Annotated in this window: 13 protein-coding genes; 6 read left to right on the top strand and 7 right to left on the bottom strand. The window is 69.2% G+C overall.

What is annotated here, in order from left to right; all coding sequences use genetic code 11:
• Nucleotides 1-20: 20 nt before the first annotated feature.
• Genes mmsB through VGT80_RS07345 form a run of 4 tightly spaced genes read right to left on the bottom strand, consistent with a single transcriptional unit; the run spans nt 21 to nt 3945 of the window.
• Nucleotides 21-929, bottom strand: coding sequence for a 3-hydroxyisobutyrate dehydrogenase (gene mmsB, locus VGT80_RS07360; protein WP_327454337.1), 909 nt, complete (start codon nt 927-929; stop codon nt 21-23).
• Between the two features lie 28 nt (nt 930-957).
• On the bottom strand, nt 958-1713 hold the full coding sequence (locus VGT80_RS07355; protein WP_327454335.1) for a methyltransferase: 756 nt from the start codon (nt 1711-1713) through the stop codon (nt 958-960).
• Nucleotides 1714-1759: 46 nt separating this feature from the next.
• Nucleotides 1760-2809, bottom strand: coding sequence for an enoyl-CoA hydratase/isomerase family protein (locus tag VGT80_RS07350; RefSeq protein ID WP_327454333.1), 1050 nt, complete (start codon nt 2807-2809; stop codon nt 1760-1762).
• The gene (locus VGT80_RS07345) at nt 2809-3945 is read right to left on the bottom strand and encodes an isobutyryl-CoA dehydrogenase (RefSeq protein ID WP_327454332.1); all 1137 of its coding nucleotides are present in this window, start codon (nt 3943-3945) and stop codon (nt 2809-2811) included. The genes VGT80_RS07350 and VGT80_RS07345 overlap by 1 nt, the downstream gene beginning before the upstream one ends.
• An 80-nt stretch (nt 3946-4025) precedes the next feature.
• On the opposite strand from VGT80_RS07345, the gene hemB reads away from it, so the two are divergent.
• Entirely contained in the window at nt 4026-5042 is a 1017-nt protein-coding gene (gene hemB / locus VGT80_RS07340; protein ID WP_327454330.1) for a porphobilinogen synthase, read from the top strand.
• Here hemB and VGT80_RS07335 read toward each other — a convergent pair.
• The 3 genes from VGT80_RS07335 to VGT80_RS07325 form a co-directional block, all read right to left on the bottom strand.
• Nucleotides 5039-5917, bottom strand: coding sequence for an SMP-30/gluconolactonase/LRE family protein (locus tag VGT80_RS07335; protein ID WP_327454328.1), 879 nt, complete (start codon nt 5915-5917; stop codon nt 5039-5041). The genes hemB and VGT80_RS07335 overlap by 4 nt on opposite strands.
• A 79-nt stretch (nt 5918-5996) precedes the next feature.
• Nucleotides 5997-6479 (bottom strand): GNAT family N-acetyltransferase, encoded by a 483-nt coding sequence (locus tag VGT80_RS07330; protein WP_327454326.1) that lies wholly within the window; start codon nt 6477-6479, stop codon nt 5997-5999.
• Nucleotides 6476-7354: an NAD(P)-dependent oxidoreductase gene (locus VGT80_RS07325; protein ID WP_327454324.1), complete on the bottom strand. Its 879-nt coding sequence runs from the start codon at nt 7352-7354 to the stop codon at nt 6476-6478. The genes VGT80_RS07330 and VGT80_RS07325 overlap by 4 nt, the downstream gene beginning before the upstream one ends.
• 98 nt (nt 7355-7452) lie before the next feature.
• On the opposite strand from VGT80_RS07325, the gene VGT80_RS07320 reads away from it, so the two are divergent.
• The 5 genes from VGT80_RS07320 to VGT80_RS07300 all read left to right on the top strand — a co-directional run bounded on the left by VGT80_RS07320 (nt 7453) and on the right by VGT80_RS07300 (nt 13812).
• On the top strand, nt 7453-8355 hold the full coding sequence (locus VGT80_RS07320) for a flagellar motor protein MotB (RefSeq protein WP_327454322.1): 903 nt from the start codon (nt 7453-7455) through the stop codon (nt 8353-8355).
• Between the two features lie 86 nt (nt 8356-8441).
• Nucleotides 8442-9206, top strand: a complete 765-nt coding sequence (locus tag VGT80_RS07315; RefSeq protein WP_327454320.1) for an arginyltransferase — start codon at nt 8442-8444, stop codon at nt 9204-9206.
• Between the two features lie 188 nt (nt 9207-9394).
• A complete protein-coding gene (locus VGT80_RS07310; protein ID WP_327454318.1) occupies nt 9395-10039 on the top strand; it encodes a DnaA ATPase domain-containing protein in 645 nt (214 codons plus the stop codon).
• A 91-nt stretch (nt 10040-10130) separates the two neighbouring features.
• Nucleotides 10131-12335: an RNA degradosome polyphosphate kinase gene (locus tag VGT80_RS07305; RefSeq protein ID WP_327454316.1), complete on the top strand. Its 2205-nt coding sequence runs from the start codon at nt 10131-10133 to the stop codon at nt 12333-12335.
• Entirely contained in the window at nt 12316-13812 is a 1497-nt protein-coding gene (locus tag VGT80_RS07300) for a Ppx/GppA phosphatase family protein (protein WP_327454314.1), read from the top strand. The genes VGT80_RS07305 and VGT80_RS07300 overlap by 20 nt, the downstream gene beginning before the upstream one ends.
• Nucleotides 13813-13826: the final 14 nt, after the last annotated feature.

Genomic DNA, 13826 nt, shown 5'->3' with positions numbered 1-13826 from the left:
AAAGTCCTCAATTCGTGACTCTAGGTCCCAGTCTCTTGATCCGCGGCGACTCTGCCTCGGAACAGCTCGAGAATCGCCGAGAAATCCTTGCCCCCGAAACCCAGCCGGTCGAACAGGGCGTAGAGTCCCTCGGCCGTCGCGCCGAGCGGCGCCGCGGCGCCGGATTTCGCGGCCGCCTCCTGCGCCAGTTTCAGGTCCTTCAGCATCATCGCCGTGGCGAAGCCGCCCTCGTAGTTGCGGTTGGACGGCGCGGCCGGCACCGGGCCGGGCCACGGGCAATAGCTGGTCAGGCTCCAGCACTGGCCGGAGGACTGCGAGGAGATCTCGTGGAACTTCACCGGGTCGAGGCCGAGCTTTTCGGCGAGCGCCAGGGCCTCGCACACCCCGATCATCGAGATGCCGAGCACCATGTTGTTGCAGATCTTCGCCGCCTGGCCCGCGCCATGGTCGCCGGCCCGCACGGTGATCCGGCTCATCGGCTTCAGCGCAGCCTCCACTGCCGCGAAATCGGCCTCATCGCAGCCCACCATGAACGCCAGCGTCCCGGCTTCGGCCGCCGCCGTCCCGCCGGAGACCGGCGCGTCGGCGAAGCGGAAGCCGGCCGCCTTGGCCTGGGCGGCGACGGCGCGGGCGCTTTCCACGTCGATGGTCGAGCAGTCGATCAGCAGCGCCGTCTTCGGGGCGTTGGGCAGGACCTGCTCGGCGTAGACTTGGCGCACGTGCGGCCCAGCGGGCAGCATGGTGACGACGACCTCGGCGTCCGCCACGGACTCGGCCACGGACCCAACCGGCGCGCAACCCGCGGCCTCGGCCTTCTCCAGGGCCGCCTTGGAGAGGTCGAACGCCATGACCTGCCGCTGCGCCTTGGCCTGGTTGGCGGCCATCCCGCCGCCCATGTTGCCCAGGCCGATGAACGCAATGCGGGTCATGGCGTACTCCCTATGATTTTACAGACACTTACTTGGGTTTACGGAACTTGTAGATGAACTGGTCCGTCTGGCCTTGCGAGAAGCCGTCGCGGATGCCCTTGGTGTGGTCGTCGGCCGGGTTCTTGAGCACCGTGCTCTCGCCCTCGTACTTGAAGCCCGCGGCGGTCACCTCGGCCTTCACCACCGCCGGATCGATGCGGTGCAGGGTCTTGGTGACGCCCGGATCGCCGGGATTGGCGCGGTGGTCGAGCACGATGAACTCCCCGCCCGGCTTCAGCGCGTCGTAGACCGCCTTGTCGAAGGCCGCCATGTCGAGGTTCGGGACGTTGTGCAGGTCGTGGTAATTCTGCGAGGTCCAGACCACGTCGGCCTTGGTCGGCACGGCCAGGGACTGGAACTGAGTGTGCACCGACTTGACGTTGGCATAGTTCGGGTCGGCGGCGATGACATCCTGCGCCGGGGTCGGCGGCGGCTTGGCGGGATCGGTCACCGGCCGCGGCGGCCCGCCGACGGCGTAGACGGTCCCCTTCGGCCCGACCGCCTTGGAGAAGATGCGGGTGAAGTATCCGCCGCCCGGGATCAGGTCGACCACGGTCATGCCGGGCTTGATGCCGGCGAATTCGAGCATTTCGGCGGGCTTGCGGTCGGCGTCGCGCTTGGTGTCCGCCTCGGGACGGCCCTTGTCGGAGACCGCGGCGGTCACATAGGCGGGCGGCGCTGCGATTGCGGCGCCCGCGCCCAGGATCACGGCCGCGGCGGCGGCCAGCATCAGTTTAGATCTCATCGAAAATTCCTCCCATGGGGGACGCCATTCCCCGGGCGTCTTACGGTCAAGGTAGGGGCGACCACTCAAGGTTGGAAGCCAGGGGCGCGAAAATGGCGTCGACCATGGCCTCGCTGGCGGCCTTTAGGGTGGGCGGGTCCCACCGGGGCTTGTTGTCCTTGTCGAGGATTACCGCGCGCACCCCTTCCAGGAAGTCGTGGGAGACCGCCAGCCGGTGGGCGATGCGATACTCCATGGTCATGACCTCGGCGAAGGCGTGGGCGCGGGCGCCCTCACGCATCTGGCGAAGCGCAATCTTGGTGGAGAGCGGTGACTTGGTGGCGATGATCGCCAGTTGCTCGCGGGCCCAGTCGCTGCCCAGAGCCTCGAGCGCCGCGACGATCCCCTCGACGCTGTCGCCGGCGAAGGCGCGGGCGATCTCGTCCTGATGGCCGGCGATCGGCGGCCGGCCCGCCTCGGCCTCGAACTCGGTGAGCAGGGTCTCCACCGCGGCCGGATCCTTGATGATCCGGTCCTTCAGCTCCGGAAGGTCGGCGCTTTCCACATAGTCGGTGATCATGCCCACCAGCTCGCAGTCGGCCGCCTTCAGCCGCGCGCCGGTGAGCGCCAGCCAGGTCCCGATATGATCGGGCATGCGCGACAGGTACCAACTGCCGCCGACGTCGGGGAACAGGCCGATGCCCGTCTCCGGCATGGCGAAGGTGGTCCGCTCGGTGCCCACCCGGAACCGGCAGGGCCGGGCGATGCCGACGCCGCCGCCCATCACCACCCCATCCATGATCGCCACCTTGGGCTTCGGATAGTGGAACAGCAGATGGTCCAGCCGGTACTCGGTGAAGAAGAATTCGTGGTTCGCCAGGCCATCGCCGCGGGCGCTCTCGGCGAGGCTGCGGATGTCGCCGCCGGCGCAGAACCCGCGCTCGCCGGTGTGGTCGAGCAGCACCAGCTCCACAGCCGGGTCGTCGCGCCACGCGCTCAGCGCCGCGATCATCTCGCGGCACATGTTGGTGGTCAGCGCATGCAGCGCCTGCGGTCGGTTGAGCGTGATCCGCCCGACCCGGCCTTCGAGCCGAATGATGACCTCTGCGTCTTCCACTAGCGGAACAGCTCCCTGGCGATGATCACGCGCATGATCTCGTTGGTGCCCTCGAGGATCTGGTGGACCCGCAGGTCGCGCACGATGCGCTCCAAGGGAAAGTCCCTCAGGTAGCCGTAGCCGCCATGCAGCTGCAGGGCCTGGTTGGCCACCTCGAAGCCGGCGTCGGTGGCGAACCGCTTGGCCATGGCGCAGTACTGGGTGGCCTTGGGGCTCCTCTGGTCCAGCGCATGGGCCGCGCGCCGCACCATCAGCCGCGCCGCCTCCAGCTCGGTCGCCATGTCGGCGAGACGCCACTGCAGACCCTGAAACTCCTTCAGCGCGCGGCCGAATTGCTTGCGGCTTTCGAGGTAGGCCTTGGCGGTATCCAGAGCGAAGCCCGCCCCGCCCAGCGAGCAGGAGGCGATGTTGATCCGCCCGCCGTCGAGGCCTGCCATGGCGAACTTGAAGCCGTCGCCTTCACTGCCGATCCGATTGGCCTGCGGCACGCGGCAGTCGTCGAAGTTCACCTGGGCGGTGGGCTGGGCGTTCCAGCCCATCTTCCGCTCCTGCGCCCCGAACGACAGGCCGGGGAAATCCTTCTCGACCACGAAGGCCGAGACCCCGCCCGCGCCCTCCCCGCCGGTCCGGGCCATGACCACGTAGACGTCCGAGACGCCGGCGCCGGAGATGAAGGCCTTGGCGCCGTTCAGCAGGTAGTCGTCGCCGTCCTTCCGGGCCGTGGTCTTCATGGCCGCCGCGTCGGAGCCGGAGCCGGGCTCCGTCAGGCAATAGGAGGCGATCAGCTCCATCGAAGTCAGCCGCGGCAGGTAGCGCTTCCTGAGCTCGTCCTGGCCGAACCGGTCGATCATCCACGAGGCCATGTTGTGGATCGAGATGAAGGCGGCCGTCGTCACGTCGCCATAGGAGAGCTGTTCGAAGACGATCGAGGCGTCGAGGCGGCTCAGGGCCGAGCCACCCACATCCTCCTGCACATAGAGGCCTGCGAAGCCCAGCTCGGCGGCCTTGCGGAGCACGTCGACGGGGAAATGCTTCTCCTCGTCCCAGCGCGCCGAGTGCGGCGCGAGCTCGGCGGTTGCGAAGGCGCGGGCCGCGTCCTCGATCGCCCGCTGGTCGTCGGTAAGGCTGAAATCCATGGTCCCGCAACTCGCGCCGCCGGCGGCTCAAGTCAACGCCAGACCTTGCATCGCGCGCCCCGATGGGCGACTTCCCGGCCATGACCAAGGCCCCGCTTGCCGCCTACCCGGCCCTTCGCCTGCGCCGCCTGCGCCAGGCGGACTGGATCCGCCGCCTCGTGCGCGAGACGGTGCTGACGCCGGCCGACCTGATCTGGGCGATGGTGGTGCACGAGGGAGATGGCCAGGTCCCGGTGGGCTCCATGCCCGGGATCAGCCGCCTCTCGGTGAAGGACTGCGCCGCGGCCGCGAAGGAGGCCAGGGCGCTGGGCATCCCGGCGATCGCCGTCTTCCCGCACATCGACGGCGCCAAGAAGGACGCGGCCGGCGCCCTGGCCCTCGATCCGGACGGGGTGGTGGCCCGCGCGGTGAAGGCCATGAAGGACGCCGCCCCCGAGGTCGGGATCATGTGCGACGTGGCGCTCGACCCGTTCACCGACCACGGCCACGACGGGATCATCGAGAACGGCAAGGTGGTGAACGACGCCACGGTCGAGCAGCTGGTCGCCCAGGGGATCATGCAGGCCAAGGCCGGCTGCGATATCCTCGCGCCGTCGGACATGATGGACGGGCGGTGCGGGGCCCTGCGCAAGGCGCTCGAGGCCGAGGGCCTGACCGACGTGATGATCATGTCCTATGCGGCGAAATACGCCTCGGCCTTCTATGGGCCCTACCGCGAGGCGATCGGCTCCGGGAAGCTGGGCACGGGCTCGGTGGAGAACCCCGCCGACAAGAAGACCTATCAGATGGACCCGGCCAACCACGCCGAAGCGCTGCGCGAGGTGGCCCTCGACATCGCCGAGGGCGCCGACATGGTGATGGTCAAGCCCGGCCTGCCCTACCTCGACATCGTGCGCCAGGTGGTCGACGCCTTCGCCGTGCCGACCTTCGCCTTCCAGGTGTCGGGCGAGTACGCCATGCTCATGGCCGCCGCCCAGAACGGCTGGCTCGACGAAGAGCGGGCGATCCTGGAGAGCCTCGGCGCCTTCAAGCGCGCCGGTGCGGCCGGCGTGATCAGCTACTTCGCCCCGCGGGCGGCGCGGATGCTGGGGGCCTAGGGGCGGCCCGCCCGCGGGCTGTCGACCTCGGCTGTCAGGATCTTGCCCGTCTGGGCGGCGGAGGCTTCTGCGGAGCCCGAACCCGAGGCGGTGAGCATGAAGAGGGTCCGCCCGGCCTCGCCGCCCAGCATGCAGGCGAAGCAGGGCGCGCCGGTCTCGATCACCTCCAGCACGGCTCCGCCCTGCGCGATCCGCACGCACTCCGGCGCGATGGGGTTGGCGACCCAGATGGCGCCGTCCGCGTCGAGGCAGATGCCGTCGGGGACCCGCGGCGAGGTCGGCGCCCAGACGCGGCGGCCCGTGAGGTCGCCGCCCGCGCCGATGTCGAAGGCGGTGAGCACGCCGGCCAGGGTCTCGCCGACGATCAGGGTCTTGCCGTCGGGCGTGATCACCGGGCCGTTCGGAAAGTGCATGTCCTCGGCGGCGATGCGGCTCTGGCCGTCGGGAGCGACGTAGGCGAGCTTGGCGGTCGGGTGCTCGGCCAGGACGCGCTCCACGCCGCGGCTCTCGATGGCCGCGTCGAGGTCGAACCCGAAGTTGCCGACATAGGCTCCGCCGGCGGAATCGACCACCATGTCGTTGCAATGGAAGGTCGCGATGTGGCCGAGGTCGGCGTGGATCGCGACGGCGCCATCGGGCGAGCGGCGCAGCACCTGGCGTTTGGTCATGGAGACGATCAGCATCGACCCGTCGGGCTGCCAGCCCAGGCCGGAGGGCTGATCGTCGATCTCGAACTCGATCCGCAGGTCGCCGGCCGGCGAGACCGATTTCACGGCGTGGGCGTAGAAGTCGCTGAACCACAGCCGGCCGTCCCGCCAGCGCGGGCCCTCGCCGAAGTAGACACCGTCCGTCAAGACCTTCGTTGTCCGCCCCATGGTCCATCCTCCCGCCGCAAGTCTGTCACCGCATGATCATCTAGGCGGTGGGCGCTGTCATCCGCCATGCGGCCGGCCCTCAGGTGGTGAACAATGCGCTGGGCTCGGCGTGGCCGGGCAGGTTGATCATCTGCACGAACCTGAGACCGATCTTCTCCAGCACGCGCTGGGACGGCGTGTTGTCCGGCGCCGTGATGGCCAGGATCGTCTCGTGGCCCAACGCCGCCTGTGCATGCGCCAGCACCGCGCGCGCCGCCTCGGTGGCGTAGCCCTGGCCCGAGTGGCGCTCGAGATAGGCGTAGCCGATGTCGTGGTGGTCGAGCCCGTCGCGGTCGACCAGGCCGCACATGCCGAGGCGTTCCCCGGACCGGTCGCGGACGACGAACCAGAGGGACTTGGAAAAGCGATCGCGGATATAGGCCTGCGCGTCGTCGAGGGTGCGCACGCCGCGGTCGCCGATGTTACGGATCCAGCCCGGATCGTTGAGCAGCTCGAGGACGAATTCGGCGTCGTCCAGGGTCACCTCGGTGAGGGTCAGGCGCTCGGTGCGTAGTTCGGTCACTGTCCCGTCTTCTCCTGAGCGGGCGTCTCCAGTCGCGCCACCAGGCTGGAGGTGTCCCAGCGGCGCCCGCCGATCGCCTGCACCTCGGCATAGAAGCCGTCGACCATGGCGGTCATGTCGAGCTTGGCGCCGTTGCGGGTCGCCTCGTCGAGCAACAGGCCCAGGTCCTTGCGCATCCAGTCGACGGCGAAACCGAAGTCGAACTTGCCCTCGCTCATGGTCCTCCAGCGGTTGTCCATCTGCCAGGACTGGGCTGCGCCCTTGGAGATCGCCTCATAGACGCCGGCCGGGTCGAGCCCCGCGCGTTTCGCGAAGTGCAGGCCCTCGGCCAGGCCCTGGACCACGCCGGCGATGCAGATCTGGTTGACCATCTTGGTGAGCTGACCGGAGCCCGGGCCCCCCATCAGGCGGCTGGCCTTGGCGTAGGCCGCGATCACCGGCTCGACCTTGGCGTAGGCGCCCGCCTCGCCGCCGCACATGATGGTCAGCTGGCCGTTCTCGGCCCCCGCCTGGCCGCCGGACACGGGGGCGTCGACGAAGGCCCCGCCGCCGCCGGCCGCCATCTCGGCCATGTCGCGGGCCACTACGGCCGAGGTGGTGGTGTGGTCGACGACCACCCCGCGCGGCGCCATCTTCGGCAGGGCCTCGGCGACCACTTGGCGCACGTCGTCATCATTGCCGACGCAGAGCACGAAGACCTCGGCGCCCTGCGCCGCCTCACCCGCCGTGGCGCAGGCCTCGCCGCCAAAGGTTTCCGCCCAGCGGCGCGCCTTCTCCGGCGAGCGGTTGAACACCGCCATCTCGTGGCCCGCCTTGGCCAGATGCCCGGCCATGGGGAAGCCCATGACCCCCAGACCCGCGAACGCGACCTTCATCTCGAAATTCCGCTCCTCATTAACCGTGCGCGCAACGCCATCTTAACGGCCGCCCGCGCACCCTGCCCCGACTCGAACAGGCTCCCTTGGGGTGAACCATGTCGGTGGGCGACCAGCCGATCCTCGTCAAGAAGATCAAGAAGGTTCAGGGCGGCGGCCACCATGGCGGCGCCTGGAAGGTGGCCTATGCCGACTTCGTGACGGCCATGATGGCCTTCTTCCTGCTGATGTGGCTGATCAACACCACGAGCCCGGAGCAGAAGCGCGGCATCGCGGACTATTTCGCCCCGGCCAGCGTCTCGGAGACCACCTCCGGCTCGGGCGGGATCCTGGGCGGCACGGCGCTCGGCGCCGATGGTTCGAAATCCGCCGGCTCCTCCTCGATCATCCAGGAACTGGCCCCGGATTCGAAGAACCCGAACCAGGGCAAGAACAAGGACGCCTCGAAGGCCAACGCCGAGAACGCCTCCACCGAGGCGCTGCGCAAGGAGCTGGAGAAGCGCGAGGAAGCCGCCTTCGCCTCGGCCGCCCAGTCGCTGCGTCAGTCGCTGCAGGACATGCCAGAGCTGGCCGAACTGTCGAAGAACATCATCGTCGACCAGACGCCGGAGGGCCTGCGCATCCAGCTCGTCGACCAGGAAGGCCGCTCGATGTTCGAGCAGGGCTCCACCAAGCCGAACCCGCGGGCCGCCCTGCTGCTCAGGGCCGTCTCCAAGGTCATCAACCAGCTTCCCAATCGCATCAGCATCTACGGCCACACCTCCGCCAATGTCGGGGGCGGCAAGGCCGAGGGCGACTGGACGCTGTCGGCGGGGCGCGCCGAAGCGTCGCGCAAGGTGCTGCAGAGCGCGGGCGTCGATGCCGACCGGATCTACCAGGTTTCCGGCAAGGCCGCCTCGGAGCCGCTTTATCCCGACGATCCGGCGCTTCCCGGCAACCGCCGCATCGCCATCGTGTTGTTGCGGGAGGCTCCGGTTCTTCCCCCGGATTCAGGCCTCTAGCCGCAGGCGCAGCCCCTTGCCTAAGCGCCCGGCATGACGCCTAATCCGACGGAAGCGGTGCAACAGGCGAAGGCGATCGAAAGTCCGTGACGCAGCACTTCCCGACCCGTCAGCTCAGGTTCTTCCTGACCGCGCCGTCGCCCTGCCCCTACTTGCCCGAACGCTATGAGCGCAAAGTCTTCGCCCACCTGCCGCTGGCCGACGGCGCCGCGGTCAACGACAGCCTGACCCAGGTCGGCTTCCGCCGCTCCCAGAACATCGCCTACCGCCCGGCCTGCGAGAGCTGCCAGGCCTGCGTCTCGGCGCGCATCCCGGCCGACGACTACGTCTTCTCGCGCGGGGAGCGCAAGACGCTGGCCCGCAACGAGGACCTCGAGCGTCGCCTGGTGGAAGCCGAGGCGACCATGGAGCAGTTCGACCTGCTGCGCCGCTACCTGACCATCCGTCACGCCGACGGCGGCATGGCCGAGATGACCTGGCCGGACTACGTGGCCATGGTCGAGGACACCGCGGTCCGCACCCACATCGTCGAATACCGGCTCAGATCGCCGGACGTCGGGCCAGGGGAGCTGATGGCCTGCGCCCTCGTCGACGTGATGAGCGACGGCCTGTCCCTGGTCTACAGCTTCTACGACCCGACGCTGAGCCGCCGCAGCCTGGGCTCGTTCGCGATCCTCGACCACGTGATCCAGGCAGGACTGGCGGGCCTTCCCTACGTCTATCTCGGCTATTGGGTCCGCGGCTCCGAGAAGATGGACTACAAGGTCCGCTTCTCACCGATCGAGCTGCTCAAGCCCGAGGGCTGGACCCTGATGTCCAGCCGCGACATGCCGGCGGCCGGCGCGGAATAGGCGCCCTCCTCCTCTTTAGGGGAGGGAAAGGCCGCGAAGCGGTCGGGGTCTGGGGAGCACGATCAAGCTCCCGACGCGGAAATCCTGGCCCTCGGACCCCACCCGGCCGACGCTTCGCGTCGTCCACCCTCCCCTAAAGAGGAGGGATGTCTTAAGAGCTTGCCCGTGACCTCGCATCCTAGAACGCCATGGCGCGACAGCTTCGTCTGAGGCTGGGCCGGCCCGCCTCCCATTCCCGCGACGAGTTCGTGCACGGGCCCTCCAACGCCCAGGCGCTGGCGGCCGTCGATTCCTGGCCGCGCTGGCCGGGCGGTTGCCTGGCGCTGGTCGGGCCCGAGGGCGTCGGCAAGACCCACCTGGCGCGGGCCTGGGCCGCGAACGTGGGCGCCGTGGCGCTCGACCGGCTGGCGCCCGACATCGCCGCGGCGGCCGGGCGGCCGGTGCTGCTGGAGGACGTCGACCAGGGCGTGGCGGAGGAAGCCCTGTTCCACCTGATCAACCTCGCTGCCCGCGATGGCGGCGGCCTGCTGATCACCGCGCGCGTCAAACCGGCCGCCTGGCCCGCCGCCCTGCCCGACCTGCGCTCACGCCTCAACGCGCTGTTCATCGCCGAGATCGAGGAGCCGGACGACGAGGTGCTGGAAGGCGTGCTCAAGAAGTTCTTCAAGGAGCGGAACATCCGGCCGGGAGAGGATGTCATCCCCTATCTGCTGCGCCGCATCGAGCGCTCGGCGACCAGCGCGCGGGAGATCGTGCGCCGGCTCGACGAAGCGCCCGATCAGGTCAGGCCGGTCTCCCGCGTGCTCGCGCGCCAGCTCCTGGAGAACGATTAACCAAAATCTGGCCTTTTCGTGGGAATATTCACACCCCAGTTAAGGTCGGCGGTTAAGCTTAAGAGCAATCCGCAAGCTTCGGAGGATGTTGATGACCTACGCCGCGCCCGTCGCATCGCATACCGCGATCGAGGCCGAGCGCGTGGCGCACGACTGGGACGAGGCGCTCGCCGCCTCGCCGGCCCGGTTCATCAACCGCGAGCTGTCGTGGCTGGCCTTCAATCGCCGGGTCCTGGCGGAAAGCAAGAACCCGCGCCACCCGCTGCTCGAGCAGCTGAACTTCCTGGCGATCAGCGCCAACAACCTCGACGAATTCTACATGGTCCGCGTGGCCGGCCTGAAGGCTCAGGTCCGCGAGGGCGTCCAGGTGGTCAGCCAGGACGGCCTGACGCCGGCCGAGCAGCTCACCGCGGTCAATGCCGAGGCCGCCGACCTGATGAGCGACCAGCAGGTCCGCTGGCGCGAACTGTGCGAGGAGCTGGCCGACGCCGGCCTGACCGTCGTCCCCGCCGAGGCGGTGACCGAGGCCGAGAAGACCGCGCTGGAGGAAACCTTCCTCAGCCAGCTATTTCCCGTGCTGACGCCGCTGGCCATCGACCCGGCGCACCCCTTCCCGTTCATTCCAAACCTCGCCTTCTCGCTGGTGCTGAAGATCCGGCGGCTGTCGGACAACCGGCTGCTCTATGCGCTGGTGCCGATCCCGGCCCAGGTGGCGCGCTTCTGGGAGCTGCCCAAGGGCGCAAGGCGCAAGTCCGAGCGCCGGTTCGTTTCGCTGGAAGGTCTGGTCGCCCTGTTCGTCGACCACTTGTTTCCCGGCTGCGAGGTGCTGGGCCAGGGCGTGTTCCGCCTGATCCGCGACTCGGACGTGGAGATCGAGGAAGAGGCGGAGGACCTGGTCCGCGAGTTCGAGGCGCTGCTGAAGCAGCGCCGCATGGGCTCGGTGGTCCGCGTCGAGCTCGAGGCCGCCATGCCCGAAGAGCTGCGCGGCTTCATCTGCGAGAACCTGCACGCCGAGCCGCAGGACATCATGCTGATCGACGGCCTGCTGGGCCTCGATGAGCTGAACCAGCTGATCCCGGCGGACCGGCCCGAGCTGAAGTTCAAGCCATTCGAACCGCGTTTCCCCGAACGCATCCGCGATCACGCCGGCGACTGTTTCGCCGCGATCCGCGAGAAGGACATCCTGGTCCACCACCCGTTCGAGAGCTTCGACGTGGTGGTGCAGTTCCTGCGGCAGGCCGCCCACGACCCCAACGTGCTGGCCATCAAGCAGACGCTCTACCGCACCTCCAAGAACAGCCCGATCGTGGCGGCGCTCATCGAGGCGGCCGACGCTGGCAAGAACGTCACCGCGGTGGTCGAGATCAAGGCCCGCTTCGACGAGGAAGCCAATCTCAAGTGGGCCCGCGACCTGGAGCGGGCCGGGGTGCACGTGGTCTATGGCTTCATCGAGTACAAGACCCACGCCAAGCTGTCGGTGGTGGTTCGCCGCGAGGCCGACAGCCTGCGCACCTACTGCCACTTCGGCACCGGCAACTATCACTCGGTGACCGCGCGCGTTTACACCGACCTGTCGCTGTTCACGACCGATCCGGCGCTGGGCCGCGACTCCATCCGGCTGTTCAACTACGTCACCGGCTACGCCCAGCCGGAGGGGTTGGAGAAGCTCTCCTTCTCGCCCGTGACCATGAAGCGCGACCTGCTGCGGCTGATCGGCCAGGAGACGGAGAACGCGCGGTCCGGCAAGCCGGCGGCGATCTGGGCCAAGCTCAACGCCCTGGTGGACCCCGAGATCATCGACGCGCTCTACGCCGCCAGCCGCGACGGGGTCGCCATCGACCTGGTGGTGCGCGGCATCTGCTGCCTGCGGCCGGGGGTTGCGGGGCTGTCCGACAACATCCGGGTCAAGTCCATCGTCGGCCGGTTCCTGGAGCACGGGCGGATCGTGGCCTTCGCCAACGGGGCGCCCATGCCCTCATCGGAAGCCCGGGTCTATATCTCGTCGGCCGACTGGATGCCGCGCAACCTCGACCGACGCGTCGAGTGCCTGACGCCCATCGAGAACCCGACGGTGCACCAGCAGGTTCTGCAGCAGATCCTGGTGGCCAACATGAAGGACGAAGCCCAGAGCTGGACCTTGGACGCGGAAGGCCGCTATACGCGGGACCCGTCCTGGGACCATCCGAGCGCATTCTCCGCGCACGAGTATTTCATGACCAACCCCAGTCTGTCCGGCCGAGGCCAGAAGGTGAAGGACATGCCGCGCGCGATCGATCATGTGGCCCCGCGCGGATAGCCGAGCCGAGCCTCGCCAGGCCGCGGTCATCGACGTCGGCTCCAACTCTGTCCGTCTGGTGATCTATCGGCTGGACGGCCGCGCCATCTGGACCGTCTACAACGAAAAGGCCCTGGCCGGGCTGGGCCGCGACCTGCCCGCCACCGGCCGGCTGTCGCCCGAAGGCGTCGAGGCCGCGATCGTCGTGCTGCGCCGCTTCCGCGCCCTGCTCGACGGCTGGAAGGCGGAGGAAGTCATCTCCGTCGCCACGGCCGCGGTGCGCGACGCCGCCGATGGCGCCATGTTCCTCAAGCGGGTGCGCGACGAGACCGGGCTCGCGGTCCGCCTGCTGAACGGCGAGGAAGAGGCCCGCTACGCCGCGCTGGGCGTGCTGGCCGGCGATCCGGCGGCGCATGGCGTGGTCGGCGACCTCGGCGGCTCCAGCCTGGAGCTGATCCGGCTCGATGGCCAGGCGCCGGCCGACGGCGTCAGCCTGCCGCTCGGCCCCTTTGCGCTCGGCGCCCCGCGGCCGCTGGTCATCGACCGCACCCGCCGGGTGATCGAGATGGCGCTGGAGGCGCACGCCGAGCGCTTCGCCAGCCGCGAGTTCCACGCGGTCGGCGGGGCCTGGCGAAACCTGGCCCTGCTGCACATGGAGCTTGCCGGCTATCCGCTGCGGGTCGCCCATCAGTACGAAATGGGCCGCAGCGACGCGGTCGACCTGGCCCGCTTCGTGGAACGGCAGTCGAAGGCCTCCCTGCAGCGCATCGAGGGCCTGTCCAAGCGGCGCTTCGAGACCCTGCCCTATGCCGCCCTGGTTCTGGAGCAGGCGATCGAGGCCCTGAAGGTCGAGCGTATCAAGGTCTCCGCCTTTGGCCTGCGTGAGGGCCTGCTGCTGGAGGCCATGGAGCCGGACGTCCGCAAGCGCGACCCGCTGATCGAGGGCTGCGAGGTGCTGACCGCGGTGCGGGGCCTTTCCACCGACCTCGGCGGGGCGCTGGAGGCGTGGATCTCGCCCAGTTTCGAACACCTGCCGGCGATGTTCGGGGCCCGCGACGCGATCCTGCTGGCCGCCGCCTGCCGGCTGGCCGATCTGGGCGCGCGATTGCACCCCGACCATCGGGCCGACATCGCATTCGAGCAGGTCCTGCGCGCGCCGATCGCCGGCATGGACCACCCGGAACGCGCCTTCCTGGCGAGCTGCGTCTTCTCCCGCCATTCCGCTGCGGCCTTGACGCCCGAGGAGCCGACCATCGCCCGGGTGCTGACGCCGGAACGCCGCCAGCGGGCCCGCGCCCTGGGCGCCGCCATCCGACTGGGCTGCGACCTCTCCGGGCGCAACCCGCGGCTCCTGGAGCGTTCCAGCCTGGCCGTGCGCGGCGAGCGGCTGCTGCTCACCGCCGCGCCCGGCTGGGAGGACATGTTGCTGGGCGAACAGACCGCCAAGCGGGCCGGCACGCTCGCCACGGCGCTGCGGCTGAAACTCGAACTCGCCTAGCCCGATCGGCCGCA

This window comes from Phenylobacterium sp. (genome assembly GCF_035944335.1).
Taxonomy (GTDB): Bacteria; Pseudomonadota; Alphaproteobacteria; order Caulobacterales; family Caulobacteraceae; genus Phenylobacterium.
This window is presented reverse-complemented; position numbering and strand designations above follow the sequence as displayed.

Coding starts and splice junctions, on each gene's coding strand:
- VGT80_RS07300 (WP_327454314.1), top strand. CDS start 12,316: ATGTGGCCCCGCGCGGATAGCCGAGCCGAGCCTCGCCAGGCCGCGGTC.
- VGT80_RS07320 (WP_327454322.1), top strand. CDS start 7,453: ATGTCGGTGGGCGACCAGCCGATCCTCGTCAAGAAGATCAAGAAGGTT.
- VGT80_RS07310 (WP_327454318.1), top strand. CDS start 9,395: ATGGCGCGACAGCTTCGTCTGAGGCTGGGCCGGCCCGCCTCCCATTCC.
- VGT80_RS07325 (WP_327454324.1), bottom strand. CDS start 7,354: ATGAAGGTCGCGTTCGCGGGTCTGGGGGTCATGGGCTTCCCCATGGCC.
- VGT80_RS07335 (WP_327454328.1), bottom strand. CDS start 5,917: ATGGGGCGGACAACGAAGGTCTTGACGGACGGTGTCTACTTCGGCGAG.
- mmsB (WP_327454337.1), bottom strand. CDS start 929: ATGACCCGCATTGCGTTCATCGGCCTGGGCAACATGGGCGGCGGGATG.
- VGT80_RS07355 (WP_327454335.1), bottom strand. CDS start 1,713: ATGAGATCTAAACTGATGCTGGCCGCCGCCGCGGCCGTGATCCTGGGC.
- VGT80_RS07345 (WP_327454332.1), bottom strand. CDS start 3,945: ATGGATTTCAGCCTTACCGACGACCAGCGGGCGATCGAGGACGCGGCC.
- VGT80_RS07305 (WP_327454316.1), top strand. CDS start 10,131: ATGACCTACGCCGCGCCCGTCGCATCGCATACCGCGATCGAGGCCGAG.
- hemB (WP_327454330.1), top strand. CDS start 4,026: ATGACCAAGGCCCCGCTTGCCGCCTACCCGGCCCTTCGCCTGCGCCGC.